The sequence below is a fragment of the Streptomyces sp. JLBG701 genome, from assembly GCF_058544905.1.
Genome location: NZ_CM178588.1, coordinates 10591828 through 10617073 on the forward strand (window position 1 = coordinate 10591828; position 25246 = coordinate 10617073).

19 protein-coding genes, 1 other RNA gene and 1 pseudogene are annotated in these 25246 nt (G+C 70.5%); 8 read left to right on the top strand and 13 right to left on the bottom strand.

Annotated features, from left to right (window positions below):
* Positions 1-69 precede the first annotated feature (69 nt).
* Both AC5DRG_RS48445 and rnpB read left to right on the top strand, forming a co-directional pair.
* Positions 70-312, top strand: a complete 243-nt coding sequence (locus tag AC5DRG_RS48445; RefSeq protein ID WP_491806694.1) for a 2Fe-2S iron-sulfur cluster-binding protein — start codon at positions 70-72, stop codon at positions 310-312.
* Between the two features lie 15 nt (positions 313-327).
* Positions 328-704: RNase P RNA component class A (rnpB, locus tag AC5DRG_RS48450), an RNA gene on the top strand.
* A gap of 36 nt (positions 705-740) precedes the next feature.
* Here the strand turns inward: rnpB and AC5DRG_RS48455 are convergent.
* The 4 genes from AC5DRG_RS48455 to AC5DRG_RS48470 all read right to left on the bottom strand — a co-directional run bounded on the left by AC5DRG_RS48455 (position 741) and on the right by AC5DRG_RS48470 (position 6069).
* Complete coding sequence (locus AC5DRG_RS48455) at positions 741-1214, bottom strand: hypothetical protein (protein ID WP_491806695.1); 474 nt, start codon at positions 1212-1214, stop codon at positions 741-743.
* 113 nt (positions 1215-1327) lie between these two features.
* The gene (locus AC5DRG_RS48460; RefSeq protein ID WP_491806696.1) at positions 1328-2251 is read right to left on the bottom strand and encodes a hypothetical protein; all 924 of its coding nucleotides are present in this window, start codon (positions 2249-2251) and stop codon (positions 1328-1330) included.
* Between the two features lie 105 nt (positions 2252-2356).
* The gene (locus AC5DRG_RS48465) at positions 2357-2971 is read right to left on the bottom strand and encodes a class III lanthionine synthetase LanKC N-terminal domain-containing protein (protein WP_491806697.1); all 615 of its coding nucleotides are present in this window, start codon (positions 2969-2971) and stop codon (positions 2357-2359) included.
* A gap of 188 nt (positions 2972-3159) precedes the next feature.
* Positions 3160-6069, bottom strand: a complete 2910-nt coding sequence (locus tag AC5DRG_RS48470) for a helix-turn-helix transcriptional regulator (protein WP_491806698.1) — start codon at positions 6067-6069, stop codon at positions 3160-3162.
* Between the two features lie 342 nt (positions 6070-6411).
* Between AC5DRG_RS48470 and AC5DRG_RS48475 the strand changes: the two genes are divergently transcribed.
* Positions 6412-7890: an RNA-guided endonuclease InsQ/TnpB family protein gene (locus tag AC5DRG_RS48475; protein WP_491806699.1), complete on the top strand. Its 1479-nt coding sequence runs from the start codon at positions 6412-6414 to the stop codon at positions 7888-7890.
* 4 nt (positions 7891-7894) lie between these two features.
* Here the strand turns inward: AC5DRG_RS48475 and AC5DRG_RS48480 are convergent, their stop codons facing one another.
* The gene (locus AC5DRG_RS48480) at positions 7895-8152 is read right to left on the bottom strand and encodes a hypothetical protein (protein ID WP_491806700.1); all 258 of its coding nucleotides are present in this window, start codon (positions 8150-8152) and stop codon (positions 7895-7897) included.
* A gap of 244 nt (positions 8153-8396) precedes the next feature.
* Complete coding sequence (locus AC5DRG_RS48485; RefSeq protein WP_491813366.1) at positions 8397-11255, bottom strand: helix-turn-helix transcriptional regulator; 2859 nt, start codon at positions 11253-11255, stop codon at positions 8397-8399.
* A 501-nt stretch (positions 11256-11756) separates the two neighbouring features.
* Between AC5DRG_RS48485 and AC5DRG_RS48490 the strand changes: the two are divergent.
* Positions 11757-12065, top strand: a pseudogene (locus AC5DRG_RS48490) (SbtR family transcriptional regulator); the annotation flags it as partial.
* A 309-nt stretch (positions 12066-12374) separates the two neighbouring features.
* Here AC5DRG_RS48490 and AC5DRG_RS48495 read toward each other — a convergent pair.
* From AC5DRG_RS48495 to AC5DRG_RS48510, 4 genes are read right to left on the bottom strand one after another with little or no spacing between them, the layout of a single operon-like run.
* Positions 12375-13955, bottom strand: a complete 1581-nt coding sequence (locus AC5DRG_RS48495; protein WP_491806701.1) for an amidase — start codon at positions 13953-13955, stop codon at positions 12375-12377.
* The gene (locus AC5DRG_RS48500) at positions 13952-15175 is read right to left on the bottom strand and encodes an MAB_1171c family putative transporter (protein WP_491806702.1); all 1224 of its coding nucleotides are present in this window, start codon (positions 15173-15175) and stop codon (positions 13952-13954) included. Before AC5DRG_RS48500 ends, AC5DRG_RS48495 begins: the two co-directional genes overlap by 4 nt.
* The gene (locus AC5DRG_RS48505; RefSeq protein ID WP_491806703.1) at positions 15172-15783 is read right to left on the bottom strand and encodes a hypothetical protein; all 612 of its coding nucleotides are present in this window, start codon (positions 15781-15783) and stop codon (positions 15172-15174) included. The genes AC5DRG_RS48500 and AC5DRG_RS48505 overlap by 4 nt, the downstream gene beginning before the upstream one ends.
* Positions 15780-16268: a hypothetical protein gene (locus AC5DRG_RS48510; RefSeq protein WP_491806704.1), complete on the bottom strand. Its 489-nt coding sequence runs from the start codon at positions 16266-16268 to the stop codon at positions 15780-15782. The genes AC5DRG_RS48505 and AC5DRG_RS48510 overlap by 4 nt, the downstream gene beginning before the upstream one ends.
* Before the next feature lie 369 nt (positions 16269-16637).
* Here AC5DRG_RS48510 and AC5DRG_RS48515 point away from each other — a divergent pair, with 369 nt between their 5' ends.
* Entirely contained in the window at positions 16638-18626 is a 1989-nt protein-coding gene (locus tag AC5DRG_RS48515) for a DUF1996 domain-containing protein (RefSeq protein WP_491813367.1), read from the top strand.
* 326 nt (positions 18627-18952) lie between these two features.
* Positions 18953-20380: an alkaline phosphatase family protein gene (locus tag AC5DRG_RS48520; RefSeq protein ID WP_491806705.1), complete on the top strand. Its 1428-nt coding sequence runs from the start codon at positions 18953-18955 to the stop codon at positions 20378-20380.
* 52 nt (positions 20381-20432) lie between these two features.
* On the opposite strand, the gene AC5DRG_RS48525 is transcribed toward AC5DRG_RS48520, so the two are convergent.
* Positions 20433-21113 carry a lipoprotein gene (locus AC5DRG_RS48525; RefSeq protein ID WP_491806706.1) on the bottom strand — a complete coding sequence of 227 codons (681 nt, stop codon included), beginning with the start codon at positions 21111-21113 and terminating at the stop codon, positions 20433-20435.
* Between the two features lie 84 nt (positions 21114-21197).
* On the opposite strand from AC5DRG_RS48525, the gene AC5DRG_RS48530 reads away from it, so the two are divergent.
* Positions 21198-21650 carry a flavodoxin family protein gene (locus tag AC5DRG_RS48530; protein WP_491806707.1) on the top strand — a complete coding sequence of 151 codons (453 nt, stop codon included), beginning with the start codon at positions 21198-21200 and terminating at the stop codon, positions 21648-21650.
* Positions 21651-21710: 60 nt separating this feature from the next.
* Here the strand turns inward: AC5DRG_RS48530 and AC5DRG_RS48535 are convergent, their stop codons facing one another.
* Positions 21711-22496 (bottom strand): carbonic anhydrase, encoded by a 786-nt coding sequence (locus tag AC5DRG_RS48535; protein WP_491806708.1) that lies wholly within the window; start codon positions 22494-22496, stop codon positions 21711-21713.
* Positions 22497-22634: 138 nt separating this feature from the next.
* On the opposite strand from AC5DRG_RS48535, the gene AC5DRG_RS48540 reads away from it, so the two are divergent.
* On the top strand, positions 22635-24326 hold the full coding sequence (locus AC5DRG_RS48540; protein ID WP_491806709.1) for a hypothetical protein: 1692 nt from the start codon (positions 22635-22637) through the stop codon (positions 24324-24326).
* 30 nt (positions 24327-24356) lie between these two features.
* On the opposite strand, the gene AC5DRG_RS48545 is transcribed toward AC5DRG_RS48540, so the two are convergent.
* Entirely contained in the window at positions 24357-25178 is an 822-nt protein-coding gene (locus AC5DRG_RS48545) for a maleylpyruvate isomerase family mycothiol-dependent enzyme (protein WP_491806710.1), read from the bottom strand.
* Between the last annotated feature and the right edge of the window lie 68 nt (positions 25179-25246).

Below are 25246 nucleotides of genomic sequence, written 5' to 3' on the forward strand. Positions count from 1 at the left end.
GAGCGCTTCTTCTCCCCTCGCCCGGTGGCCCTCGACGAGCGGCCGCCACCCGAACCCGGCCCATTCACCGTGCACTACACGGCCAGCGGCACCCGCACCACCTGGACCGCCGACAGCGGCACACTCCTCGACACAGCAGAGTCGGCAGGCCTCAAGCTTCCCTCCGTATGCCGCTCAGGCACCTGCGGAACCTGCCGCAAGCGCGTCACCGGCAAGGTCGCCCACCTGACCGAACCGGCAGCCCGACTGGAAGCCGACCAGGCGTTGTTGTGCTGCGCGGTGCCGGTCGAGGACGTGGAGGTCCACGGATGAGCCGCAACCGAAGTCCGACGTCCTGGGCAGGCTGATACGCCTCACCATGGCAGTCCGGACTCCACAGGGCAGGGTGATGGCTAACGGCCACCCGGGGCGACCTGCGGGACAGTGCCACAGAGAACAGACCGCCCGGCGCTTCGGCGCCGGGTAAGGGTGAAACGGTGGTGTAAGAGACCACCAGTGCCCAGGGTGACCTGGGCAGCTAGGTAAACCCCACCCGGAGCAAGATCAAAAGGAGCGCCGTAAAAAGCGCACTCTGCGCAGACGTTTGAGGGCTGCCCGCCCGAGTCCGCGGGTAGACCGCACGAGACCGACGGCAACGCCAGCCCTAGCCCGAGTTTCCTAGATAAGTTGATCTTCGAGAGTATGCTGCAGGTCAGCGTTGCTTTGTGGGGTTCATGACTGTGTGATCCAAGTTTAACGAGCTAGCTGGGCGGCCACCGGAGAGCGTGCCCACCGAGCGACATCAGCGGCGAGCCGGGCCCGCGCACCCCGTCCTCGTACCGCCAGTAGCTCAGGCCGACGGTCCCGCAAAGGAACCCGGCGAGGAAGCCCAGTGCCAGCGGGCCCACCGGGTTGGGGGTCCCTTCCTCGGCCACTTGCCCGCCGACCTCGAAGATCGCCACCCCGAAACCGAGCGCCACCGCTACCCCGGCCAGGCCCAGCACCAGCCATACCCGCCGGCGGCTCCTGGTCGCCGCGACGCTGAGCACCTTGAACTTCAGCGGCTTCTGGCAGCTCCCGCATTCCAGCGCCTCCACCCGCCGGCCCTTCTCCGGCCGCTCGATGTCGATCGGATAAAGAGCGAACTGGCGGACGACATGGCTGCTGTGGACGTCCTTGGACACCATGTGCGCATATCTCAGACCTGGATACGGCCCCAATTCCCGCTTACTCATAGCGGCCTCCCTTTGTCAGATACCTGTCGGACCGTCAAGATGATCGATCAGTCCTTCCCTCACCAGCTATTCCGTGAACCCACGGCCCCGTCGGTCGCCAGGCCCCCACCTGCTCAATCTCCGTAACTCGGGGAGCGCAGGACGTCGTCCACGTCGAAGCTGAACGTCGGCGTCGGGTACAGCGGGTCGGGCACACCCGTGGTGTCGGGCACGTCGTACGGGTCGGCGGTGGGCTTGCCCTCGGGGCTGCAGACCTGCGGCGCCGCTGGAGGCGACAGCTCGTACTCGGCCACCCGCTCGGTCCTGAATTTCACGTCTCCGCCGGCGATGCCGAGGCTCCCGGACCCGGTGCTGATCTGCTCGGGCAGTTCCTTGCTCTTGAGGGGCCCGCCGACGTACACCGCGACCAGAGCCCCCACGCAGACGCTGCGGTCGCCGGCGTAGAGCTTCTCCGGCGGTTTCACGAGGCGCTCCTTGCGTCCGTCGACGCGCAGCTCGGTCCGCTTCACGGAGTCCATGTCGAAGTAGTAGTCCGGCGGGGCCTCCGTGGCGCTGGTCGTGGCCCCTCCGGCGCCCGCCGAGCCGTAGGTGAGCTTCCAGAACTCCACCTGAACGGTGACCGTTTCGCACAGCGGGCCGGAGTAGCCCTCCACGCTCTCGTCGATTGTGACCGGGTCCTTGGAGGTGTCGACGCCCGCGGCGGGGACATCGGCATGTATGCGCACCCAGGTCACGGCCTGTTCCGTCGTCCACTCCCCGTGGGGGTGGCAGCCCTTGGCGTTGGTCGGGTAGGGCGGGGAGGGCGTGGCCGACGGGGTGGTCGGGGCAGCGGTGGCAGTGCCGGTCACGGAGGGCGTGGCGGCCGATGCGTCGGTGCCGTCTCCGTCGCCCGAGCAGCCGGCCGCCAGCAGCGCGACGGCCGCCAGCAAGGCGGTGACCGGAGCGGCGGCATACCGAGCCGGCCGGTCACGTCCCGTCGGGGTGACGGCGCGGACCAGCCGCCGTACCCGGTCTCCTGCAGACTCCAGCAACGTCATCATCCCGACCTGTACTCAGTGGCTCTCCGGTCGCGCACGGTTCATCCTCGATCAAGACCCTCCCCTAAGCGGGCACTGAAGAAATCAGTAGAACTACGCAATCGGCTACGTGTTTTCGCCGGCCGCGGAGTTTCCGAACAGGACTTGCGACCTTCTGCACCAGGGGGTGTCGCCGGTCAGGTCGGTGGTGGTGACGCGGGCGACCCAGGGGTCCTTGGTGATCGCGGAGACCTCGGCCTTGGCGAGGGTCTGGTCGAAGCCGCGGTGCTGGGCGGTGTGCAGGGGAGTCGTCCGCCCGGCACCGGCGGTGCCATGGAACACGTCCGGGTTGGGCCGGCGCACTGGCAATGCCGGCGCGAACTGCGCGGTGTGCTCTCCAAGTTCGTCGTCGTCCGGATGACCGCCCTCGATCAACTGGTCCGACCGTACTCGGTCACGTACCGCTGGCGTATCAGCGACAGTGGCGGACGCCGACGGGGGCGCCGGATCGGCGAGGAACGCCGTGACCTGACCCAACGACCAGCGCCGCGCGGGATCGTGCGCGCACAGGCCACAGGCTCCCCCTGCCACGTGTTCCGTGCGGGCCGCGAACCTGAACGCGCACCCGCGCCGTACCGGCACCTGCGCCGACCTGTGCAGTGTCACGGGGGCGGACAGCGGGGTAGCCGAGACGTGCAGCTTCCAGCCCTGGACGCGGGAGGGACGATCAGGCGGGCTCACCCGGCATCAGAGGTCCTCCTCGGCCACCAGCCGTTGCTTGAGCGGACCGAGGCGGGCCGAGTATGGAGAACCGCACTGAGCCCGTCGATGGGGGGGACGGGTGCCGAACGGTGACCAAGACCAGTTCGCATGGGTCCGACTGTCACAGTTGCCCGCCACAGGGACATCGGTTGAACTGCGCAACGGATCTACGTACCGTCCGGCGCCGGGGACGCCGCGCCGCTGCGGGTCACCAGGGACGCCAGCGCGGCGCGGGAGGACACTCCCGTCTTGCGGTAGACCCGGGCTATGTGACTCTCGACGGTGCGTGGGCTGAGGTAGAGCCTCGTGGCGATCGTCTGGTTGGTGAGTCCTTCAGCGACCAGACCGGCGACCTCCCGTTCGCGTGCGGTCAACGCCGTCAGGCCGCCGACCGGTTCGGACGTGCGGGACGGACCCCCGAACACCACCGGGCGCACCCGTTCGGCCAGGTCGGCCAGCAGCCGTGCGCCGCCTGCCGAGGCCAGACGGGAGCCCCGGTGCCACATGGCGGCTGCCCGGGAGCCGTCCCCGGCGGCCTTCATGAGCGGGGCGCCGAGGAGCAGGGACTGCGCCTCCCGGAGTACTGCTCCGGCCCCTGCGCTGTCTGCTGCGGCCTCGGCGAACATCCGGGCCGCCGCGGCCGTGTCACCGCGGTGCGCGGCGACTTGGGCGAGGCTGCGCAGGGCTGCTCCCCGCTGGGCCGGCAGGCCGAGTTGTTCGGCTTCCTTGTGGGCGCGCTCGGCCCAGCGTTCGGCCTTTTCCACGTCACCGGTGGCGACGGCGGCGGTGACGAGCAGTTCCAGATAAGTGGGGCGTACCGAGGGCTGCAGCCGCCGCATACCGTTGCCACCGCCGGCGTGCAGCAGGACGTCCGGCACCCGGTGCGGATCGCCGGCGCTCAGCGCCGCGTAGGCGAGCATGCACCAGGCCAGCGACGCCCACCAGCTGTCGTTCGTACCGGCCGCTGCCACGGCTTCCTCGGCGCAGTCCAGCGGGCCGGGATCTCCCGGAGGACGGGCCTGTAGCAGGATCTGGGCTCTGAACGCCAGGGCGAAGGCCAGCAGTTCTCCGCTGCCCAGTGCCCGCGCGATGGCCGTGGCCTCCTCGACCAGCTCCAACGCGGGCGTGATCCGACAGGCGGTGAGGTCGATATAGGCCTTGCACACCAGGATCTGCGGCAACAGGTAGAGCTGGCCGGTACTCCGGGCGATGTCCAGCCCCCGGTCGGCGTGCCGCGCGGCGTCGGTGTGGCTCTCCAGGAATGCCTCGGCCCAGCCGAGTACGCACAGGGATTCGCACAGGGCGGCGAGGTCGTTGTCGGTCAGCGCGTCCGCGAGTCGGGCCGCGGGTTCGGCGAACCTCCGGGCCGCGGCCACGTCGCCCTCGTACGCCTCGCCCATGGCGGCGAGCGACAGGGCGCGCATCTCACGGATCTCGTCACCGAGAGAACGTGCCATGGTCAGAGCCTCCGCGACCTCCGACCTCATATCCGGAAAGCGGACAGCGGACATCAGCCCGCAGAAGCCCAGTTCGAGGCGGAGATCGATGGTCTGGGAACGCGGTCGTCCAGGCGACCGGGCCAGTTCGCGGCGCAGCATCGCCTCGCACTCCGCGAAACCGCCGAGATGACGTTCCACCAGGGAACAGTGGACGACCGCGGAGGTGCGGACGGCGTCGGCGTCAGCGTCCGCACCAGGCATGTCGATCACCTGGTGCAGCAGGTCCCGGCTCTCTTTCAGTCCGCCGCTCACGCCGAGCGCGCGGGCGCGCAGCAGCATCAGTCTGCGGCGCCCGGCGAGGTGTTCGGGGGTGTCCGGCAGAAGCCGCAGCACGACTTCCAGCCAGTGGGCGGAGGTGGCGGGAGCGGTCGCGGCGGTCTGCTCGGCGGCCTCGGTCAGTACCGCGGCCGCCTGCGGGTCCCAGCGGGTCAGCGACTGTTCGAGGTGGTGTGCCCGCTCGACGACGGACGCGCCGGCCCGGGCCAGTTCCGCTGCCGCCCGCCGATGGAGTTCCTCGCGCCGCCAGGGGTTGATGCTCTCGTGGACCAGGGTCCGGATCAGCGGGTGGCGCAGCACCAGCCGTCGTCCTCCCTGGCCCGACCGGACGAGGTCACGCCGCATCACCTGGTTCAGCGCCGGGATGACGTCCGTGACGTCGGCGTCGGTGAGGGCGCCGATCATGGCGGGAGTCGCGTGGTCGCCCAGGACCGCGGCGGCCTCGACGGTCAGGCGTTCCATCGGGCTCAGCGGTGACAGCTCGGTGAGCAGCAGCGCTTCGAGGCCGGCGGGCAGACCGTCCGGGCCGCCGTACGAGGCGGGGGCCGGAGGCGTCGAGAAGGGCGTCCGGGGCAGCCGGGCCCCGCGATGGGCCTGAAGGAGAGCGAGGAAGTACAGAGGGTTGCCCTCGCTTGCCGCGTAGAGCTCGGCGGCCTGCGGCTGCGGCAGGTCGCCGGCCAGTTCTTCCACGCAGTCGCGTTCGTCGAGCGGCCCCAGAGCGAGCCGCAGCACCGCCCCGGTGTCCACGCCGTCGGCCAGCGCGGTGGCGAGCGCTGCCGGTGCCTGACGGTCACGGCGTGAGACAACGAGCAGGAGTGGGGCCGGCACAGGGTGCCTGACGAGATGGCCGAGAAGCTCCAGCGACGCCGGGTCGGCCCAGTGCAGGTCGTCCAGTATCACCACCAGGCCGGCGCCGCCGAGCCGGCCCAGTACGGACGCGGTCGCCTGGTACAAACCGAAACGGTCACCCGCACCCGGCCCGCCGGGTCCTTCGATGTCGCCCCGCAGTACCGGGGGGAGCTCCGCCAACACGGGCAGGGCCCGCAGTGCTCGCGCGTCGAGGTCGGCGAACGCGTCGGCGAACGGCCGGAACGGGCTGTGTCGCTCGTACTCCGCGGCCCAGCCACGCAGCACGGTCAGCCCCCGGCGGCGCGCCCGCGCGCAGAACTTCGCCAGCAGCCGGCTCTTGCCGATACCGGCCTCACCCGTGACATCGACGACCGCCGGACCGCCCTCCCCGAGCCGCTCCAGCACCGAATCCAGCAGGTCGATCTCCACGGACCTGCTGACGAACGGAGCCATCCCCGCACTCCGCCCCGGCCCGTCATACGCCTCAGCCACTACGATCCCTCCCCCCATCCGGACGAACTCGGACCACGCACCCAGGGTTCCCGACCGCCCCGGCGACCCCGGCCCGGGACGGAGCGCTGACCTCCGGTTTCCGGTCCATGGGACGTTTGTACAACATCGCTGTGACAACACTGTGAGCCACGAAGGCAACATCCAGAGGGCACACAGGTAACTGCCGCCTGCGGACGCAGCCCCGGTCAGTGGCGGCCGCCTGCTCGGTCAGCCGTTGGTGATGGTCTGCGGGGAGGCGAAGCATGAACTTGATCATGCCGTCCGTGCCGCTAGGGTGACGGCATGTCACGTTTCCGCATGTATCCGACGGGCGAGCAGGCGGGCGTCATGCTCGGCCACTGCGCGCACGCCCGGTACGTGTGGAACCTTGCCGTGGAGCAGCATGCGCACTGGTACAAGGGCCGCAGGTCTGCGCCCGGTTTCGCGGAGCAGTGCCGGCAGCTCACCGAGGCCCGGCATGACAATGCTTGGCTGCGGCCCGGGAATGCCGATGTGCAGCAGCAGGCCTTGAAGGACTTCGCCCAGGCCAAGAACGCCAAGTTCATGGCCTGGTTCGGTGAGCCGAAGTGGCGCAAGAAGTACGTGCATGAGGGATTTCGGGTCATCGGTACCGACCGTGTGCCGGAGTTCGACGTGGACGGTGCGCCGAAGCTGAATGCCAAGGGCAGGCAGGTCATGGGGCGCTCGGTGGTCGTCCAGAAGCTCAACCGCCGGTGGGCTCAAGTGAGGGTGCCCGGTTGCGGGTGGGTGCGGTTCCGGCTCACCCGTGCCGGGCTGCCGATAGCGAAGACGTTCCGTGTCACCTTCCGCAACAACCAGTGGCACATCGCATTCGCCGTCGTCCCCGAACCGATCGACGCACCCGCAACGGGCGAAGTCATCGGCATCGACCGGGGCGTGAAAATCACCGCTGCCCTCTCGGACGGACGGAAGCTGAACTGCCCGCAGCTCACCGTCAAGGAACGGGCCCAGATCCGCAAGCACCAACGCCGCGCAGCCCGTGCGCCCAAGGGCAGCCAGGCCAAGACCGCCGCATACGCCGAGGTCGCCAGACTCAAGGCCCGTGAAGCCGGCCGGCGCAAGGACTGGTGCGAGAAGACCAGCACCATGCTCGCCCGCACCTATGGCCTGGTGCGCTTCGAGAAACTGAACATCAAGAACATGACCGCCTCCGCGAAGGGGACCCTCGAACAGCCCGGAAGGAAGGTCAGGCAGAAGGCCGGGCTGAACCGGGCGATCCTCGCCCAGGGCTGGGGCCTGCTGCGGCAGCGTACGGAGCACAAGGCTCCGGGCCGGGTCGAGGACGTCCCGGCACCCTTCACCTCTTTGCGGTGCTCCGCCTGCGGATGGATCGAGAAGAACTCGCGCAAGAGCCAAGCCGAGTTCGTCTGTGTGTCCTGCGGGTTCACCTGCAACGCCGATGAGAACGCAGCATTGAACGTCGCGGCAGGACAGGGCGGAATCCCCCGCCCCCGGCGATCAGCCGGTGCCGGAGGGACGACAACGGCCACCAGCCGCTCGAGCGTCCGTGAACCTCAGCCCACCCGGGTTGGAATCCCCTCTTTTAAGAGGTGGAGGATGTCAATTGACGATTTTTGTGATTGCGGCGGTCCGCGTCGGCAGGCACTGCTCGACACCACGCTCGGCGATACACGCCGACACGACCCGAGCCCGGTGCTCGCGGTGGTACGCCGGCCCGATGCGGCCGGCGCCGAAACCCGCGAGGAGCAACCCGAACACGATGCCGGCGACACACCATGAACTGTCACTGCTCCGCCAACGCATGGGCATCCTTTCGCTTCGATCTGGTTTCGAGTGGGTCTGGTTTCGGGCCCCCCGCGTCCCAGCTGGTCACGACCCCGGCGTCGTACACCGCTACCACGTTCGGATGGTCCGACACCTGACCGGCAGCCGGGACTTCGCGCATGAACCGCTGCCGGTCGCGGGCCGTGGCCGGCACGCGGCTGTCCGTCTTGAGCGCGACCTCCCGATAACCGGGCAGCTCCACACGTTCGGTGCGCATCGTTCCGTGTCCCCCAGCGAAGCTGAAACCCCGGCCGTGAACAGGCAACCGAGGATGAGACCACGACCCTGGTCCCGCGCCACCGACAACGGGCCTGCCCAGTCACCGGAACCGGGGAAGCGCCCCGGTCCCACGGAATACACGGGGCGTAGGACGGGGCCTGAACGGCGACACTTCCAGACGCGTGTCCTGGGGGCATCGGTGAAACTACGCAATCCGCCTACGTAGTGCTGTGACCGGGAAGTCAGGTGACCCCGGCGGTCCCGGTCGTCCCGTCGCGCAGCTCGGACCGGGTCTGGAGGGCGGCGAGGGCGGCCCGAGAAGTGACGCCGGCCTTGCGGTAGATGCGGCCGAGATGAGTCTCGACGGTACGGGGGCTCAGGTAGAGCCGGGCGGCGATGGCGGAGGAGGTCAGGCCCTCGGCTACCAGGGCGGCGATCTCACGCTCGCGTGGGGAAAGGGACAGGGGCATCGCGCCGGGCCCGTCGTCGGCCGCCGGCGGCCCGGACAGGGTGGGAAGGATCGCGTCCGCCAGGCCGGTCAGCAGACGGGCACCGCCGGTCACGGCGAGACGCCGGGCTCGTTCCCTCATGGCGCGGGCACGGTCCGGGTGACCGGCGGCAGCGGTCACGGGGGCGCCGAGCAACAAGCTGAACGCCTCCCACAGGACCGCTCCACCGCGGGCCGCGAGGGCAGCGGCTTCCTCGAACAGCCCGGCCGCCGCTGCCGTGTCGCCGTCGCCGAGCAGACAGTGGGCGGTGCTGCGCAGGGCCGAGGCACGCTGCGACGCCAGACCCAGTTGCTCCGCCTCCTTACGGGCCCGCTCCGCCCAGGTTCTGGCGGAGTCCGCGTCACCGGTGGCGACGGCGGAGAGGACGAGGCCCTCCAGCATGAGCGGGCGCATGGACGGCTGGAGCGCGTTCTGGTCGTCTCCTCCTCCGCGGAGGAGGGCGGTCCGGGCGCGCTGGGGATCACCGGCATGGAGCGCGGCCTGGCCGAGCAGGCACCAGGCGATGGACGCCCACCAGTGGGTGCCCGTACCCGCCGCCGCGACCGCTTCCTCGGCCACTTCCAGTGCGGTCCGGTCATCGGGCGGGAGGGCGTAGGTCAGGGCGTAGGCCTTGTTGGCCAGGACGAAGGCCAGGAGTTCGTCGCTGCCGATGCCGCGGGCGATGGTCTCGGCCTCGTCGGCGAGTTCCACGGCCGAGTCGAGCCGGAGGGTCTGGATGTGGACGTGCGCCTTGCACAGCAGCAGGTGCGGCAGGACGTAGAGCCTGCCGCCGCGGCGGGCGACGGCCAGGCCGCGGTCGGCGTGCCGTTCGGCATCGGAGTAGCGTTCCAGGAATGCCTCCGCCCAGCCAAGGCGGGCCAGCGGCTCGCACAGGCCCGCGAGGTCGTGATCGGTCAGTGCGTCGACGAGCGCCGCCGCCCGGTCGGTGGCCGTCCTGGCCGGGAGCATCTCACCTTCGTACGTCTCCCCGAGGGCCGCGATCGCGAGCGCGCCGGTCTCGGCGACCTCGTCGCCCAGCGACCGGGCCAGGTCGAGGGTGCGGGCCACATCGGCACGTACCTGCGGGTACGCGGTGGCATGCGGCGCGGACGAGCCCAGTTCCAGGCCGAGTTCCAGGGCATCGGCGGGGGGCGGGCCCGGCGTACGGGAGAGTTCGCGGCGGAGCAGGGCGACCGCCTCGGCATAGCGGCCGAGGTGGCGCTCCATCACCGCGCACAGCGCCACGGCGGAAGCCCGCACGCCCGGCGCCCCTGCCTCGCCCGGCGGCGACATCGCGATCACCTCGTGCAGCAGGTCCCTGCTCTCCCGCAGCCCCCCGCACACGCCCAGCGCACGCGCCCGCCGCAGCATCAGATCACGGCGCAGCGCGGCGTACGGCGGTGTGTCCGGAAGATGCCTCAGCGCCACTTCCAGCCAGTGGGCGCTGCTCGCGGGCGCGGTGGCGGCGGACCGCTCGGCCGCTTCGGCCAGTACGGCGACCGCCTCCGGGTCCCAGCCGGTCAGCGACTGCTCGACGTGGTGGGCGCGCGCGGCAGCGGGAGCGCCCGCGTCGGCCAGTCCGGCCGCGGCGAGGCGGTGCATACGGATCCGCGACCGGGGGTCGGTGTTCTCGTGCACGAGGGCCCGCAGTACCGGATGGCGCAGCGTCCACCGACCGCCGGGACCCGGATGCAGCAGATCACGGCCGGCCAGCGCGACCAGATCCGCATGGACCGCGGCCTCGTCCCGGCCGGTGACCACGGCCAGCAGCGCGGCGGTTCCCTGGTCGCCGAGGACGGCCACCGCCTCGGCGGTGCGGCGCTGCGTGACGGTCAGCGGCGTCAGCTCGTCCAACAGGAGGGAGCCGAGCCCGGCGGAGCGCGGTGGTGAACTGTGCCCCCGGAACTGTCCGGCCTGTCCGGCCTGAAGGAGGGCAAGGAAGTACAGCGGATTGCCGTCGCTGGCGGCGTACAGCTCTGCCGCCCGGCCGGGCGGCAGGCCGGGGACCAGCCCGGGGGCCAGGACCTCGACGCACGCGCGCTCGGCGAGCGGTCCGAGGTCCAGCCGGAGCACCGTACCCAGGTCGATACCCCGGGTGAGTACGGCGGCGAAGGAGGCCGCGGTCTGGCGGTCGCGACGCGCCACGACGATCACGACGGGGGCATGCGGGGGATGGCGGACGAGGTGGTCGAGGAGTTCCAGGGACGCCGGGTCCCCCCAGTGCAGGTCGTCCAGCGCCACGACGAGGCCGTGGCCGGGTCCGGTCCCGGCGATCCGTACCAGCGACTTCGCCACGGACCGGTACAGCCCGAACCGGTCGCCGCGCCCGCCCCCGGCTGCGCCCGGATCCGTCAGGTCCCCGTCGTGGTCTGCGAGGGCCTCGCTGAACGGCTGGTACGGGATGTGCTGTTCGTACTCGGTGGCCCGGCCGCGCAGCACTGTCATCCCCCGGACCTGCGCCCGTCGGCAGAACTCGGCCATGAGCCGGCTCTTCCCGATGCCCGCCGCCCCGGCGAGGTCCACCACGGCCGGACCGCCGTCCCCACCGAGTGTCCGGTCGAGCACCTCGTCCAGGCGCTCCAGCTCGGCCGTCCGGCTCACCAGCGGAGTCACATCCACACCCGTTCTCCCCGGCCCCGCGGCCGTCGGGGGCTCTGCACACAGTGATCTTACGTAGACGATGTACATCGGAACCGCTCCCCTCCTCGCGGGAGTTGACGGCGGAGCACGACGCGTGAGCGGGCTTCGTCGTACCGAGCGTCGAGCGGGTCCTCGGTCATGGGTGAGGCGGGCTGCCGGTCCCCCTGCTCGGGCACCACAAGCACCGAGCAGGACGTCCCGATCAGTCGGCGCATCATGTGGATCCTTCCGTCCGAACCGGACGCTAGGGATCCAAAACGTTTTGCACAATTCCAGTCCAGACCTCGCTCCGGTGCTGCGAACGGCTGGTGCCGCAGCAGGAGAGCTGCGGCACCAGCCGTATCAGGTCCAGCACATGGGGCCCTGCCCCCTCGCCTACGCCGCGGAGATCGCGCGCTTGGCGGTCCGCCGCTGCCGCAGCACCGCGATGCCCACCACCCCGAGCGCGACCAGCGTGGACAGCACCACCTGGTCCGTGACCTGCTGACGGGCACGATGGCCGCCGGTGAACAGGCGCGGGCCGCCGAGGACGCCTGGGCGGGCCTGGCCGGCTACCTCCAGGCCGTCTTTGGCGTACTGGCCGCGGACCGGGGCACCAACGACCTCATGACCACCCACCTGGAGGGGGTCGAGTCCCTGTGCGAGGTGCACACCCACAACCGGGAGACCCTGGAGCTGTTGCTGCGCCGGGGGCGCGAACAGGGCACGGTCCGCGCGGATGTCGGCACGGACGACGTCCTGTTCGCACTGGCCGCGCTCGGCCGCACGGTCCCGGCGCCCACCAGAGGTCTTGCGGGGCTTGGGACCCCACCGTGCGCGGCAGAAGTCCGGGGGCCCGGTCGACTGATTGTTGTGCCCGGGGAGTTGCCGAATACCCGCCCTTTGGGATTAAGCTGATCAACAGGCCCGGATGCTGTCACCCCCGTCGGTATCCGGGCTCTTTTCGTACCTCTTTGCGTTGAGTTCGTCAGGCTCTGCAGAGAGCAACAGAGGGCCCCGGCACAAGTGTCGGGGCCCTCTGTTGCGCGGGTCCGCCCTGCCCCACCCCCGTGGGGGCTGGACGACCCGGGTCTCAGGCGCGCGGTTGCGCGGTTACGAAGTGAACGCGGGAGGTCGCACCGGCTCGGGCAGTAGCTCCGTCAAGTGCTTGGCCACGTCCAGGACCGTGCGGTCGGCCAGATACGGGCCGATGATCTGGACCGCCAGCGGCAGCCCTTCGGCGGTCTGTCCGGCGGGGACGACGACGGCGGGGAGTCCGGCGGGGCCGGCCATGTTCAACCAGGCGGTCTGGTCGAAGTAGGGGCGTCGCTCCCCGTCGACGGTGATATGCCGGTCGGGAACCGGCACGGAGGTCTGGTCGGCGACGGCCGCGGTCGGGGCGGCGGGAGTGATGAGGACGTCGTGGGCGGTGAAGTACTCGGCCCAGGCCACGCGCAGCTTCTCGCGCTCCTCGTCGGCGAGCAGCCAGTCGCGGTGGCGCATGGTCCGCGAGCGGAGGAAGAGGCTGCCCGGGCTGTCGGCGGGCACCTTGTCGGCCGCGGCGATGTCGTCGGCGAACGCGGCGTCGGAGGCGGTGGCGCTCGCGGTGGCGTACATGAGGCGCTGGAACAGCCGGTCGCTCGCGGCGAGTTCGACCGGGCGGCCGCTGTCGTCGACGGTCGCGCCCGCGGAGCGTACGAGCTCGGCCACCGCGTCCAGCAGACCGCGGGCGTCCTTGTCGACGCGGCAGTACGCGTCGTCCGCCCAGACGCCGACCCGATAGTCCGCGAGCCGGCTGTGCCGGGGCGCCGGGAGCTCGATCCGCCAGGCGGCGGCCTCGGCCGGGGACGGCGCGGCGAGCACGTCCAGGAGGATGTCGAGATCCTCGGCGGAGCGCGCGAGGGGGCCGACGGTCAGCATGTCGGAGCTGGTGAGCCAGCCCGGCGGACGGGGGATGTGCCCGCGGGTCGGGACGACGCCGTGGCTGGGACGCAGCGCGAACACACCGCAGTAGGCGGCCGGGAGGCGCAGCGAACCGGCGAGGTCGGAGCCCACTTCGAGACTGGTGAAGCCGACGGCGACGACGGCGGCCGGCCCACCGGAGGAACCCCCTGCTGTCCGGGTGCCGTCATACGGGTTCTTCGTCGCGCCGAAGAGCGGATTCGAGGTCTGGATGTCCTGGCACATCGTCGGCACGTTGGTCTTCCCTACGACGATCGCCCCGGCCGCGCGCAGCAGGGCGACGGCGTCCGCGTCCCGGTCGGGCACATGGCCGGCGAGGTCGGGGGAGCCGCACGTGGTGCGCATCCTCTCGGTCTCCAGCGCGTCCTTGACGGTGATCGGCAGTCCGTGCAGCGCGCCGAGCGGACGCCCGGTCTCCGCCAGATGACGGTCCGCGGCGTCGGCGGCCGCGCGGGCGGCCTCGACGTCGAGCGTGACGACGGCGTTCACCTCGGGATTGGCCCGCTCGATGTGGCGGAGGTACTGCTCCAGCAGGTCCCGGCTGCTGACCCCGCCGCTGCGCAGCGCGCCGAGCTGCTCGCGGGCCGAGGCGAGATGCAGATCGGTGGGAGAGCTCGTGGACGTGCCGGCGCCGGTGTCGGCACGGGTGCGTGCACTGGTCGGCCTGAGGGCCAGACAGGCCGCCGCGGCCAGGGCCGTGGAGGCGAGGAACAGGGTGCGGCGGAGGATCACGTCCGGGCTCCTGATGCGGTGCTGTGGGGGGTGGAATCGTCGTGGCTGTCGAACACGGGTGGGGTGAAGTGGGCGGCGACGCGCTGGAGATGGAGCAGTTCGTCCTCGGCGGTGGCCAGGGACAGGGCGGCGTCGGCGTACTCGGTGGGGGAGTCCACGGGCGCGCTCTCGCGGTGACGGACGAGCGCGTCGTGGATCTGGTCCGCGGTCACGGCCGCCGCGAGGTCGGCATCGGCGAGGCCCTCCGCCCGGCGCCGGGTCTCCGCGCGTTCACGGGCGGCCGGGTCGAGATAGCGGCGCAGCAGCTTCTGCCCCTGGCGGATCTCCACCCGGCGGCGCAGCAGCGGGAAGTGGACGCTGCGACCGTGCAGCAGGTCGGTGCGCTGACGGGCCGGCCGGCGCAGCGTGATACCCGGGTCTGCCGCGTCGAGAGCGGCCCACAGGTGACGCAGCCGCCGGTAACGGACGTGCGCGGTCGTCCAGTCGCGGACGGCGGTGGCTCGCAGGGCCAGGACGGGCAGGAAGTAGCCGATCTGGGTCAGGGTGGCGCCGATGTCCCCGCACGCCCACGCGACCGGGTCGAGCGACGCGACGCTGAACCCGGCCTCGGCACCCACGACGGCGGCGATACGGATCGAGCTGTACCCCAGGGTGATGGCGGCACCGACCGCGATCAGCCGCAGCCCGCGCCCGATCGACGGGGTCGAAGCGGTACGCGCGTACTTCCAGCAGGACCGCGCCAGATAGATCTCCGCGACCGAGTACGTACCGAAGTACAGCAGCACGTACGCCTGGAAGAACGGGTCGTGCGCGTAGTACAGGGAGAAGTCCGTCGGCCGTGTCGTCGCCGGGGTCAGCAGGACGAACAGCACCCACATGCCGGCGACGACTCCGGCTGCCGCGGTGAACAGCGCACGGCTGCGGCGGCGGGCCTGCTCGGGCGGCTTCGACCAGTACGCGAGGACCGTGGACTGGAGGGTGAGGACGAGGATCACACAGCTCTGCGCGAGCGGCACGGCGATGTTGGTGACGCCGAAGACACCGTCGATGCGCACCCACACCCAGGTGAGCGAGATGGCGTAACTGAGCGCGGAGAAGCCGTAGGTGAAGGCCAGGGCGACCAGCGCCGGTTCACGGCGGCGTCTGCCCAGGTCCCGCAGCAGGAGAAGGAACCCGGTGCCCGCGATCGCCAGGCACACGGGATGGAGTATGTCTTTCACGAAGTCCTGTCCGGTCGGCGCAGCAGCGTGCGGGCTATGGGATCGGTGCCCTCACAGGCCCCGGAGCGGGAAGTGCTCACGTGCTCCTGGAGCAGCGATCCGAGCATCTCGGCCTCGAACTCCTCGGGATCGTTGTAGCGGGTCCGGCCGAGCACGAGCTGAACCGTACGGGGGTCGATCGCGCTGATCAGACCGCCGAGATCACCGACGCCGACCGAGGGGTTCCCGCGGTGACGGCGCAGCATGTGGGCGAACTCGTGGCCCACGATGACCTCCGCGTGCGGGCGGCTGATCCCGGTGTCGTAGAAGACGTAGTCGGTCTCCTCGGTGGCGAGCCACAGGCCGCACGGAGCGGTGGCGTCCAGGGAGTCGGGGTCGGCGGGATCCGGTGTGAACGGCATCAGCCGGATCGAGCGGCCGAGGCGCTCCTCCATGAACGGCACCAGATCGAGCACGCTGTCGACCGGCGGGAGGCCCAACTCCTCGACGAACGCCCGACCGCGCTGCTCGACCTCGTCGGCCTCACGCTCGCCCTCGCGTCCTCGACGGCCCAGCCATATCCGGCTGTTTCTCCCGGACTTGCCGTCGGAACCCCGGAACACCGTCATGGCAGATCCTTCTCCGGGGCGGCGGGCAGGCCTTCCTGCTCGCGCACGATGTCGATGGCTTCGAGCACCTTGAGCAAGCTCTTGTCGGACAGGCCCATGGCACGCAGGGCGATGTCCTTGACTCCGGCCTCGCTGAGTTTGCGCAGCAGCTCGAACTGGTCCGCCACCTTGCGGGTGACCTCGTCCTCGACGAAGTACGCGGCCTCCACACCGAAGAACCGGGCCAGCAGCGGCACGATGGTGATGGTCGGTGTTCCCTCGCCGCCCCGGAGCTTGCCGATCCAGGCGCCGGTGTAGCTCGCGTCGCCGTAAGAGGAGATCGTCCGGGCGACGTGCGCGTTGCTGAACTCCTTGGCCCCCGGCGCGCGGACCCGGTCGAAGAGGAAGTTGAGCCGGTCGGCGAACGGCGCTCCCGCACAGGGCGCGGGAAGCGGCTCACGCCTCTCCGGCGCTCCGCTCTCGGGTCTGTCGTCTGTTCCGTGCACGCTGCTACGCCCCGCTCACTCTCGGTCGATCTAAACTATAGTTCACGCCTCCGCGGGTTGGAAGCCCGGATTCCTGTCCGGTGGTGGATCCGGCAGCCGATCCGGCAGTCGAGCCGGAAGCCGCAACACCGGTGGCCCGCCCCGGCCTTCAGGCGCGGCCGGCTCCTCCGCGCACCGCCGCATATGCCTCTCGTACGAGGTTGCTGTGAATTTCTGAGCCGTTTGAACACAGCGGGACCCGTCTCCGTATAGGGCCGGGGGTTTCCATGCCAAGCCGGAGAGCAGACGGGTAGGAGCACTGCCTTGAGACGCAACACACGCAGACGTCCCACAGGGGCCCGGCGCGCGACCTTCGCCGCGGTCGCCCTGATGCTGGGCGGCGGCGGACTGGTAGCGGCGAACGTGTACGCCTCCGCGACCGAAGGGGGCTCGGGTGGGGACGCGGCTCAGGCGTCCGGGACCTTTGGCGCCGGGACCATCGACTGCCCGGACGTCGGCACCCAGTTGACAGCCGTTCCGGACGAGGCGAGGGCGGAGGTCGACAAGGAACTCGCCCTCCTGGACGAGCAGATCGCGGCGGCCTACCGGCAACTCCAGGAATCGGCCCAGGCCGTACAGCAGGACGCCGCCTTCGCCGACAACGCGATCATGAATCCGCTGAAGGACAAGCGCGCCGCGGTCATCGAACGGATCGCCATCGCCATCGACCGCGTGGGGGACCGCCCCGAGGGCCTCGAAGCCTTCGCGCCCTGTACGTTGCAGGCGGCCGACCCCCAGACCGGTGACGGGCAGACCGGAGACGACCAAAACGGCGATGAGCAGAACGGCGACGAGGGCGACGGCGACGACCAGCAGGCCGGCGACGGCGAGCAGGAGCCCGGGAACGGCGGACAGGCCGGAAACGGCCCCGTCGCCGCGGACTTCGTCGACATCAAGACCGTCCAGCCCAACGTGAACAGCCCGAGCGCCCAACAGAACGCCTCACGGGGCACGTTCACCACCAGCTGCGGCGTGAACGAGGGCGGCCTGTTCAACTCCGACAACGTGATCGTGGCCCCTGGCGTCTCCAACGGCGCCCACCACTTCCACGACTACGTCGGCAATCAGGCCAACAACGCCTTCGCGAGCGACGAGGACCTGGCGAACGGCGACACCAGCTGCGAGGACCAGGGCGACAAGTCCACGTACTACTGGCCCGTGCTGCGCCTGCAGAACGGCACCCAGGAGCAGGACGCGGGCGCCCCCGGCGGCGGCATCGAGGGCAACGCGGGCGAGATCGTCACGCCCAAGCAGGTCACGCTGACGTTCGTCGGCAGCCCGCAGAGCAAGGTCACGGCCATGCCCCGGCTGCTGCGCATCATCACCGGCGACGCCAAGGCCTTCGTCAACGGCACGGCCAACGCCAACGCGTCCTGGAGCTGCACCGGCTTCGAGGACCGGCAGCTGAAGGACAAGTACCCCCTCTGCCCCCAGGGCAGTGACGTGGTGCGCACCTTCAAGTTCCAGAGCTGCTGGGACGGCCGGAACATCGACAGCGCCAACCACCGCACCCACGTGGCCTTCGCCGCCGCCGACGGCAGCTGCGCGACCGGCTTCCAGGCCATCCCGCAACTCGTCCAGCGCATCGTCTACGACGTCGACGCGCCGAGCCTCGACGACGGTGGCCGCACGGTCCCGCTGTTCGCGGTGGACTCCTTCCCCGAGCAGCTCCACAAGCCCGTCACCGACCACGGCGACTTCATCAACGTCTTCGACGAAGACCTGATGCGCGAGATGACCGACTGCATCAACTCCGGCCGCCAGTGCGGCGCGGGCGCGGACCAGGGTGACGACGGCGGGCAGGGCGACGGCGGCCAGGGCGACGGCGGCGGCCAGCAGGACGAGCCGACCGAGAACCCCGCGCCTCCCTCGGACGAGCCCAGCGAAGAGCCCTCCGCGTCTCCGACCGACGACAACGCCGAGGAGCCCCCCGCCACTCCGGCCGATCCGGCTGATCCGGCCGACGAGGAGACCACGCAGCCCCCGGCCGACACCCCGGACACCGAACCGGCGGACGACGCCACGTCCCAGCCCGCCGCGACCCTGTCACCCAAGGCCGACACACCGACGGAGGCCGAAGCTGTCGGCACGGCCGTGTCGACTCCGCCGGCGGGCAGCAGCGGTGACGACGACGGAGCGGCCGCCAACGAAACCGCCGGCGTCCCCGACCCGGCCACCACCGTGGCGCAGACCCAACCCCAGGGAGCACAGGGCAACTTGGCCGACACCGGCGCCCAGCTGTGGCCGGCGGCGGTCGGAGCGATCCTCCTGATCGGAGGGTTCGTGGTGCTACGACGCGCCCAACGCGGGTCGATGTAACGCGCCCCACGGAAACACCACACAACACGCGCGGGCTGTCCCTCCCTTGAGGGGCAGCCCGCGCTTCCTGTGCGGCATCGTCCCTGTGCTGTCGGGACTCCGGTTCATGGGCCGGCCATTCGTCCCCCAAGCCCGGGCAACCGCTCGGCAACGCCCCGCCATCCCGGGTCATGGCTTGGCCAACCCCTTCCCGCGCGTTGGCGACATGTTCACCGCCTGCCCCTGATGCCCTGTTCCGTACCGGGCGGAGAGTGAGCGGCGGCCCGTTCCCCACCCGGGCCTTGCCGTCACTCCCGAGCGCTTCTCTTGCTCAAAAAGGGGTAATCATGGCTGAGTTGACCCGTCGTAGACTCCTGGGCTCGGCCGCCGGCGCACTGGGCGGCGCCCCGGCTCTCTCCCTCCTCCCGCCGAGCGTCCAGAAGGCCGTCGCCGCCGAACCGCCGAAGCACAGCTCACTGCGAGACATCGAACACGTCGTCCTGCTGATGCAGGAAAACAGGTCCTTCGACCACTACTTCGGCACCCTGTCGGGCGTCCGCGGTTTCGCCGACCCGCACGCCCTCAAGCTCGACAACGGGCGCAGCGTCTTCTACCAGCCCGACGCCGAGAACCCGAAGGGCTACCTCCTGCCCTTCCACCTGGACACCCGCACGACCAGTGCCCAGGCCATCCCGTCCACCAGCCATGCCTGGTCCGTACAGCACCAGGCATGGAACGGCGGCAAGATGGACCAGTGGCTGTCGGCCCACCGCAAGGCCGACGGCGTCAACGGCCCGTATGTGATGGGTTATTACACGCGCGAGGACATCCCCTTCCAGTTCGCCCTCGCCGAGACCTTCACCATCTGCGACAACTACTTCTGCTCGGTGTTCGGCCCGACCTGGCCCAACCGCCTGATGTGGATGACCGGTTCGATCGACCCCGCCGGCACCCAGGGCGGCCCGATCATCAGCAACGTCGCGCCGACGCCGTACCGCTGGACGACGTACGCGGAACGTCTCCAGGCCGCCGGCATCAGCTGGAAGGTGTACCAGGAGGAAGACGACTACGGCACCAACATGCTGGAGCAGTTCGCGACGTTCAAGAACGCGCAGCCCGGCTCCGACCTGTACGAGCGGGGCGTACGCCCGCAGCCGCACGGCACCTTCGAGGACGACGCCCGCAACGACCGCCTCCCGACAGTGTCGTGGATCTGTCCGACCAGCTACCAGTCGGAGCACCCGGACTATCTCCCGGCCGCGGGTGCCGACTACGTGGCGTCGAAGATCGAGGCGATCGCCTCGAACCCGAAGGTGTGGCGCAAGACCGCGTTCATCCTCAACTACGACGAGAACGACGGCCTGTTCGACCACGTGGTCCCGCCGACCCCGCCCGCGGGGACGCCCGACGAGTTCATTCAGGGGCTGCCGATCGGTGGTGGCTTCCGGGTGCCCGCCATCATCGTCTCGCCCTGGACGGTGGGTGGTTGGGTCGCCTCGGAGGCCTTCGACCACACCTCGGCGTTGCAGTTCCTGGAGCGGTTCACCGGGGTGGAGGAGCCGAACGTCAGCGACTGGCGCCGTGACACCTTCGGCGACTTCACGACCGCGTTCCGCTTCCGCGACGCCCGTCCGCGCTCACCCCGGCTGCCGGACGACACGGCCGAGCAGCTGGAGAAGGCGAAGGAGGAAGTGGCAACGTTGCCGAAGCCCACGCTCCCGGGCGCGGACCAGACGTTCCCGCACCAGGAGAAGGGACGCCGACCGCACGTGTGAGATGTCGGACCGGGACCTCGGACTCTCTCCGGGGTCCCGGGTCTGTTGGTACTCAACTGGCGCGCAGGGTCTGCTTCGCGAGCTGATAGGCCGGGAGCATCTCCTCGTGCTCCTCGTCGTCCAGGCCGCCCAGGTGCAGGACGACCGGTCCGTCGGGAGTGACGACGGCGAGGGCGCGTTCCTTCTTCGTCTCGTCCAGGAACTCGCTGGTGTAGAGGTATTCGACCTCGGCGCCGGCCAGATCGCCTGCCTCGAACGTGCGGTACGTCTCCTTGCTCGCGCCGCTTTCCGCCGCGACGAAGGCCTCAAGGACCGTGCGGGCGTTGTCGTCGCCCGGCTCGCCGGTCCAGACGCGGAGGTAGCCGATGTTCCCCGCGGGCTTGGCGTCGACCTCGCACGCGGCGGTGACCGGTCCCTGGCGCAGCAGCGCGTCGGCGATCTCGTCGCTGAGCTCGTCGTCGGAACCGTCCGAGGGGCCGGCGGTGGCCTCGGCCGTCCCCGAGTCGACGGCCTCCGCCTTCCAGTCCTCCGCGATGTCGAAGGTGACGGGAAGCTCACAGGCCGAGCCGGCGTCACCGATGGTGCCGCCGCTCTCGGCGACCGCACCGCTCGTGCCTGCCGTCGCCGACGCCTTCGTGTCCTTCTCCGCGGCCTCCGAGCAGCCCGTCAGCACCCCCGCCAACAAAGCGACCTGCACCAGTCCACGCCACGCGTTCCCCGCCCTGACCTGCATAGCAGCCCCTCCCCATTCACTCGGGCGGGACACTGTATCGGAGCCGCTTGCATCCGCAGGAAGGGGGACGGCAGGGTTCGGTGCGTGGCCACTTTGCTGATCGTTCATCACACGCCCTCGCCGAACTGCCAGGCGATGTTCGAAGCCGTCGTCTCCGGGGCGACGGCACCGGAGATCGAGGGCGTGCGGGTCGTACGGCGGGCGGCCCTGTCCGCCACCGCGTCCGACGTCCTCGAAGCGGACGGATATCTGCTCGGCACCCCGGCGAACCTCGGCTACATGTCAGGGGCGCTGAAGCACTTCTTCGACCAGATCTACTATCCCTGCCTGGACGCCACGCGCGGGCGGCCGTTCGGCTACTACGTGCACGGCGGGAGCGATGTCACCGGCGCGGTCCGGGGCATCGAGTCGATCACAACGGGCCTGGGCTGGCGACGTAGAGCAGAGTCCGTGGCCGTCACCGGCGAACCGCACAAGACCGACATCGAGGCGTGCTGGGAACTCGGGGCAACTCTCGCTGCCGCGCTGATGAGTTGAGATCGGGCGAGGGGCGCGCGGGTCATCCGGTCCGCGCCGCCCCTCGCCCGTCGCCGGAGATCAGGCCAGACGGTGGACGAGCTGGCTGGTCAGCTCGTACCGGGCGCCCACGATGGCGAGTTCGCCGGCGGTGACCTTGGCGGCGAGGTCGGGTACCGCGGCGAGGCGGGAGCGGACGAGTCGTACGTTGGCGTCGATCGTCGCGTCGATGCGGGCGTCGCCCTCCAGCGTGTGGTCTATGGCCGGGTCTATCTGATCGGCCAAGTACTGGATGTGGGCGGGCAGTTGCTCGCCGGACTCGTCCGCCTCGACGGCGGCGCGCACGGCACCGCACGACTGGTGACCGAGGACCAGGACCAGGGGTATGGCCAGTTCGAGTACTCCGTACGCGATGCTGCCGAGCACGGCTTCGTCCAGCACCTCACCGGCGGTGCGTACGGTGAGCAGGTCGCCGAGGCCCTGGTCGAAGACCAGCTCCGGGGGCACTCGGGAGTCGACGCAGCCCAGCACGATCGCGAAAGGGTGCTGACCTGCCGTCAACGCCTGCCGGACCGCGGGGGTCTCGTCCGGGTGCTTCTCGCGGTAGGTGCGCCACCGCAGATTGCCGGCGGCCAGCTCCCGCAGCGCCTCCTGCGGGGTGTCGGGCCGGGTGCGGGTGTCCGCGGCGACGGTGTTCGCGGACGCGGGGGAGGCACCGGCGGCGAGGCCGACACCGAGGGCCGCGGCCCCGGTCAGCGCGGTGCGCAGGAGTGCGCGCCGGGCGGGAATCGCCGCAGTCGGGCGTGCGGCGGCGGATGCGGTCGGCTCAAGGCCGACGGGAATGTGGGGGGTGACGTCAGAGTTCACGCCGGAGAACGTATGTGCGGTTCCGGTACTTATCCCTCGCGTTGCCGAATCATGGTCACCCATGACGCATTCATGATCAGGTGCTGAACCGTACTTGATGTGCTCAAGGGCATCCCTTGGCCTGCGAGGCTTGGGCGTATGGAGTACTACGACCTCGGCACCCACACCCGCCCGGTGACGACGACGTCCGCCGAAGCCCAACTGTGGTTCGACCGCGGCCTGGTGTGGACGTACGGCTTCCATCACGAGGAAGCGGTCCGCTGCTTCGAGGCCGCCGCCGCGGCGGACCCCGGCTGCGCCATGGCCCACTGGGGGATCGCGTATGCGCTCGGCCCCAACTACAACAAGCCGTGGGAAGCCTTCGACGGCGAGGACCTGGAACGTAGCGTCGAACGCACCCACGCCGCCGTGGAACTCGCGCACACAAGCGCATCAGCTGGCGCCACACCCGTCGAACAGGCCCTGATCGAGGCCCTGCGCACCCGCTATCCGCAGGCGCGGGCGGTCGCGGACTGCTCCGTGTGGAACGCGCCCTACGCCGAGAGCATGCGTGCCGTCTACGAACTCGCCCCGGACGACTGCGACATCGCCGCCCTGTACGCCGACGCCCTGATGAACCTCACGCCCTGGCAGCTGTGGGACCTCCCCACCGGCGAGCCCGCCGAAGGCGCCCGCACGCTGGCGGCCAAGGCCGTCCTGGAGCGCGCGCTCGCCACCGAGGAGGGGGCACGGCACCCGGGCGTCCTGCACCTTTACATCCACCTGATGGAGATGTCCCCGGCCCCGGAGAAGGCCCTTCCGGTCGCCGACCGGCTGCGTGGCCTGGTACCCGACGCCGGCCACCTTCAGCACATGCCCTCGCACCTGGACGTGCTGTGCGGCGACTACCGGCGCGTGGTGTCGGACAACAGCAGCGCGATCACCGCCGACGAGAAGTTCCGCGCACGCTCCGGCGCCATGAACTTCTACACCTTGTACCGCGCGCACAACCACCACTTCAAGATCTACGGCGCGATGTTCCTCGGCCAATACCGGACGGCGCTTGAGACCGCCGCCGAGTTGGAGGCGTCCATCCCGGAGGACCTGCTGCGCGTGCAGAGCCCGCCCATGGCCGACTGGCTGGAGGGCTTCCTGGCCATGCGGGTCCACGTGCTGATCCGCTTCGGCCGCTGGGCGGACATCCTCCAACTGCCCCTGCCCACCGACCCCGAGCTCTACAGCGTGACGACCGCGATGCTGCACTACGCCCGTGGCGTCGCGTTGTCGGCGACCGGCCGGATCACCGAGGCCGGGACCGAACGCGAGCTGCTGCGCGCGGCGCGGGCCAGGGTCCCGGAGACGCGCACCCTGTTCAACAACACCTGCGCCGACGTCCTCGCCGTCGCCGCGGCGATGCTCGACGGTGAACTGGAGTACCGCAAGGGCCACTTCGACATCGCGTTCGCCGTGCTGGAACGGGCGATCGACCTGGCCGACCACCTTCCCTACGACGAGCCCTGGGGCTGGATGCAGCCCGTCCGGCACGCCTATGGTGCCCTGCTCCTGGAACAGGGGCGCGTCCCTGAGGCCGAGGCGGTCTACCGCGCCGACCTGGGCCTGGACGACACACTCCCACGCGCCGTCCAGCACCCCGGCAACGTCTGGGCCCTGCAGGGCTTCCACGAGTGCCTGACCCGCCTCGGCAAGACGGGGGAGGCGCAGATCGTGGCCCAGCAACTGAAGATCGCCGCGGCGATGGCGGACGTCCCGATCGAGGCGTCCTGCTTCTGCCGTACCGAACGGACGGCGGGGCCTGCCGCAGCGTCCGGCTGTTGCCCGACGGAACTGTGAAGCGCTGGCGGATCCGTGCCCGCGCCCGAATCAGGGCGCTGTGAAGAGAGCCGGGAAGCGGGGAGCGAGCCAGGGTTTGCGGCCCCGGACGAGGATGCGGCCCCGGGCGATGGCGCCCGCCTGGCCCTGGCGGCCGAGTGCCATGAGCAGGAAGGTGACCGGTTCGATGAGGATGATGCAGTCCGGGCGGGCCGAGGGCCGCGGGCTGACGGACACCGCGCCGCCGGCCACCGTCACGCCGAACCCGCCGCCGCCCCAAAGTCGGATCGCGTAGGAGGCGGTCAGCCCGGCCGTGCGGGCGGTGTTGGTCACGCGTGGCATGGCCGTGAACATGAACGGCAGGGTCAGCCCGACCCGGACGCGGTCGATCATGTGCGTACGACCCAGGGCACGGGCCAGGTCGTAGCCGTGACCGAGCATGTGCGTGAGCAGGTAGGAGCCCAGCACGTCCGGGCTCATGGGACCCAGCGGAGCGACAACGGTCCCCTCCACAGTGCCCTCCTCCAGCGCCCGCACGCAGGCGTCGGCCTGTGCCACGATCATCGCGGCCAGCGGCTCGGCGTCCCGCTCGCCGAACTCCGCCAGCGCCCGCTCGTTGGCCGCGGCGAGGCTCTGCGGCGTGCCGTCCCCGTAAGCGCGCGGGCGCCCCGCCGCGATGTCCGCCATCAGCTCGTTGGCCAGCGCCAGATGCGCCGCCGCCTGACCGACGGTCCACTCGGCCCCGGGCACCCGCGACTCCATGTCGGCGCCCTGTCGCAGCAGTACGGCGATCTCCTCGGCGGTGTCCCGTACGGCCCCGCCGAGCCCCTCGGGCAGAGCGCCCCGTACGTTCTGCCCAGCCACTGATTCCACGCCGCTGCCTTCCTCGCCCTCGCCACTCGCGCCGATCAACGGCGTACAGGAGAACAGGCAGGCGAGGC